This window comes from Metasolibacillus meyeri (assembly GCF_003049505.1).
GTDB lineage: Bacteria > Bacillota > Bacilli > Bacillales_A > Planococcaceae > Metasolibacillus > Metasolibacillus meyeri.
In genome coordinates, this window is sequence record NZ_PYWN01000226.1 from 1 (window position 1) to 4021 (window position 4021).

The window sequence follows — 4021 nt, forward strand, 5'->3', positions numbered from 1 at the left end:
ATTATTTATACCTATTGATTTATTTTTAATAGTCCTTTAGAACCATTACATAACTAATAAGAATAGTTGGAATTCATCAAAAAAACTATTTTATCAGAAAATAGATTGACGTACATTGCGTTGAATTGTATCTTTATGAATATATTGTAAAAGTATTTCGTCAATTTAGATGAAATTTAGTTTACTAGGTTCCTTTTGGTAATCAAGGAACCTATTATTTGTGATTTACAATATAGGAATAATATTAGTTTGTATTGGAGGAATAGTTTTGGGAAACAAGGGGATTAATCGATTTTTGGCTATTTTTGTAGTATTTATGATGTTCCTAAGTTTGCTTTCGCCAATGAATGCAGCGGCGAATGAGTTGAACTCGAACAACTCAGATGAAAGCTTATTATTAGCAAATCAAGCAATTTTAGAGCAATTATTACTACGTCAAGGTGAGCCGAAATTACATGATGATTTAAAGGGATTAAGTGGTAATCAAAGAGTAGAGGTTATCATTCATTTATCAGAAAATCCTGTAGCGCTTGAGCAAGGGATTGCAGAGTTAAATGGTGAGACTTTCTCAATGGCTGATGCAGCCGTAGCAAAAGAAGCAGTTTTGACACAGCAAGAAGCTGTAGTACGAGAAATGGCAGGGGAAAATATTTCTTTTGCACAAAATCATACGTTTGATACGGTATTGAATGGTTTCTCGGCAGAAGTACGAGCAAGTGATCTGTCGAAACTTTTGCAAATAGAAGGTATTACATTAGTTGAACCTGATGTTGAAGTACATACTGCCGAAGTGTACCCAGAGGTGCAACCCGACAGCTTGCTTCAGCCAAATGGTCAAGTAGAAGCGTACATGAACGTTACAAACGACTTTTTAGGTATTAATCGTTTATGGGAAAAAGGCTATGAAGGGCAAGGAATTAAAGTGGCGGTTCTTGATACAGGAATTGATGTGAATCATCCTGACTTACAGCCTATTTATAAAGGTGGTAAAAACTTTATTCCGCATAATCCTAGTCTTTACAAAGGCCCAAGAGCCGATAATGATGGTTCTGAAACAAAGCCAGAAGAACGTCCAGCAAATGTAGCTGTGCAAAATGAGCGTGGTAGCCTTTATGCTACTTCACATGGTACGCACGTAGCGGGTACAATTGCTGCGATTGGCGCAAATGAACTAGGCGTTAAAGGAATTGCACCAAAAGTAGATTTGTATTCTTATCGAGTGTTAGGAGCATATGGTAGCGGATCAACATCAGGTATCGTTGCAGCGATCGAGTATGCGGTTTATGAAAACATGGATATTATTAACCTTTCTCTTGGTGGTGGCTCAAATACTGAAGTGGATGCAAGCTCGTATGCGATTAATAATGCGATGCTAGCAGGTGTTATTTCAGTTATCGCAACAGGTAACTCTGGTCCAAATCGCGGTACAATGGGAACACCATCTACAGCTCCATTAGGAATTGCAGTAGGGAACTCAACGAAGCCAGAGCTTCAAACGGATGTTTCTGTTGGTATAACGGTAGGTAACGAAGTAAAATCAGAGAAATTGACGTTAATTACACTGACAGATAATGTAACAGAGCAATTAACAGGCAAATTTGATTTAGTTAATATTCCTGGATTTGGTAGATCTGGAGATTTTGATGGTGAGGATGTTGCTGGGAAAATTGCATTAATTGCCCGTGGAGAAATTAATTTCACTGAAAAAGTAGCAAATGCTAAAGCAAAAGGTGCAAAGGGTGTCCTTATCTATAATAATGCACCAGGCTTACCTACAAGCGTATATCAAGGTACATCACCAAGCTTTATTCCAGGCTTCGGTATGTCGCAAGCGCTTGGGCTGGAACTTGCTAGTAAATTAGAGAGCAATCAGTCTGTAAAAGTAAGTTTCAATATTCATACTTATCTTTCTTATGACAAAATGAATGATTCTAGCTCTCGTGGCCCATCTGTGCCAAACTTTGATATTAAGCCAGACGTTGTAGCGCCAGGTACAAATATTTTATCAGCAGTTCCAACTTATGATTTAATCAATGGCGCAGTGTTAACTCCTGAGCAGGCATATGGTCAAAAAACAGGAACATCAATGGCGACGCCACATATTGCAGGTATTGCTGCATTGATTAAGCAAGCAAATCCAACATGGACACCATTCGATATTAAAGTTGCTTTGTCGAATACGGCAAAAGTTTTAGATGGCTATGATGTGTTTGATCAAGGGGCAGGACGTGTCAATGCATATGATGCTGCTTTCCCTAGTGCATTAGCATATGTGCAAGACGAGGCTTTACGCGATAATCAAACGAATGAAATTGTGCCAAATATTAAAGGAACAGTAACGTTCGGACCACAACCAATTAAAGAGCAAAATATTTTAGTACAAAGACAAGTTGTTGTGAAAGATATGAAAGGCTTAGGCGGTCGTTATCAAGTGACAGTTGATATGTTAAAAGGATTTGGTGATGCTAGTGTAACAGTGGACAAGCCTTCTATTATATTGGCGCCAAATGGTCAAGAAACGATAACAATCACATTACAAGCTTCCCAAAATCCAGGTGCTCAGTTTGGTGATGAAATGTTCGGTTATATTTATATTACGCCAACAGAGCCAGCATTAACGACTTCTTCATTATTAGTGAATCAAGCGACAATTAATGTAACACAAGGTGAGGCTGTACAACTAAATGTATTTGAAAAAACAACACAAACGCATGGCTATTACACAGGAATTTCATTGCCATTTGCAGCAGACTTTAGTGTAGTAACGAATATTAAAGGTTTCAGTATTTCATCAAATGATTTATCATTTGCGACAACAGGTGATACAGCTACAGTATCGTTTGAGTTAACACGACCTGTAGATTATGCATATGTCTATTTACGTAATCTTCAAGATTTAAATGCCCCAGCTCCGGCCCCAATTGCCAGTGGTGCAATTGGTTATATGAGAGTTTTAGAGGATCTAGCTGCTACAACACATACAATTCCAGTTGGTCCTAATTATCGGAATTGGCAGGGGCTTGAAGCTCAAATTCCTGAAGGGGTTTACTCAGTAGACTTTATTGGTGCGGCTACTTCTGGTGGTCTAGTTCGAGCATGGACTGGTGATGCTGTGGTTGTCAAACGTTCAACTCCAATTGTCGCTGCTACAGTGACAAGTAGTGATACAGGCAGTGTAGTATTAAGTGGACAAGTAAGCGATAAATATATTGACTTTAATAATACCTTGAAGAACTATGGTTTAGATTATAAATTAAATGATAAATTAAAGGCTGAATATGCAGTAAATGATGGTGCACCTGTAGCATTCCCATTGAATGAAAATGGTTCATTTAATTTAGGAATTCAAGGTGTAAGTACAACAGCTGATACGGTAAAAGTCATTGTAACAGATGCTGCTGGAAATAAAGGCGAAGGTCCTGCATTGGAAGTGACTACTTTCGAGGTTCCTACAAGAGAATCTGAAATAAATGCGGCAGACTTTACGCTGTCAAAAGCTAATGCGAAGTATATTCAAGCAAGCTTAACACCATTTATGACAAAAGCTTCTACGAATGAATTTATTACAAATGTAACGAGAGAAGCTACTTATTCAGTAGCAAATAATAATATCGTGGAAGTAAGAGATGGTATCGTATATGGTAAGTCGATTGGTTCAACAACAATTACAGTGAAATATGGTTACAGTGAAGTAGTTATCCCTGTGACTGTACGTGAAAACTACTATGATGGTGGATTTATCGGAGGTGGAGCAATACCTGGAATTCAACAACCAGAAACTCAGCCAGAAGCAGGACAGCCAGAAGCTGAAACAGACACATCTGAGGAAGAAACATCACAATCAGAGGAACAAGAAAAACCAGCTCCATTTGTACCAGTAGACTTACCGGCTAATCACTGGGCAGCAGGTTATATTCAACAAATGATTGAGCGTGGTCTATTACGAGGTAATGAAAATGGTGAAGTGAAGCCAAATGCTAATGTAACGCGTGCACAATTCGCATCCATTTTAGCTCGTGCA

At 38.4% G+C, this 4021-nt stretch carries 1 protein-coding gene; it reads left to right on the plus strand.

Annotated features, from left to right (window positions below; all coding sequences use genetic code 11):
- Positions 1-268: 268 nt before the first annotated feature.
- Positions 269-4021, plus strand: a 3753-nt coding sequence (locus C9J34_RS22715; RefSeq protein ID WP_107842137.1) for a S8 family serine peptidase, incomplete at its 3' end; no start/stop codon positions are given.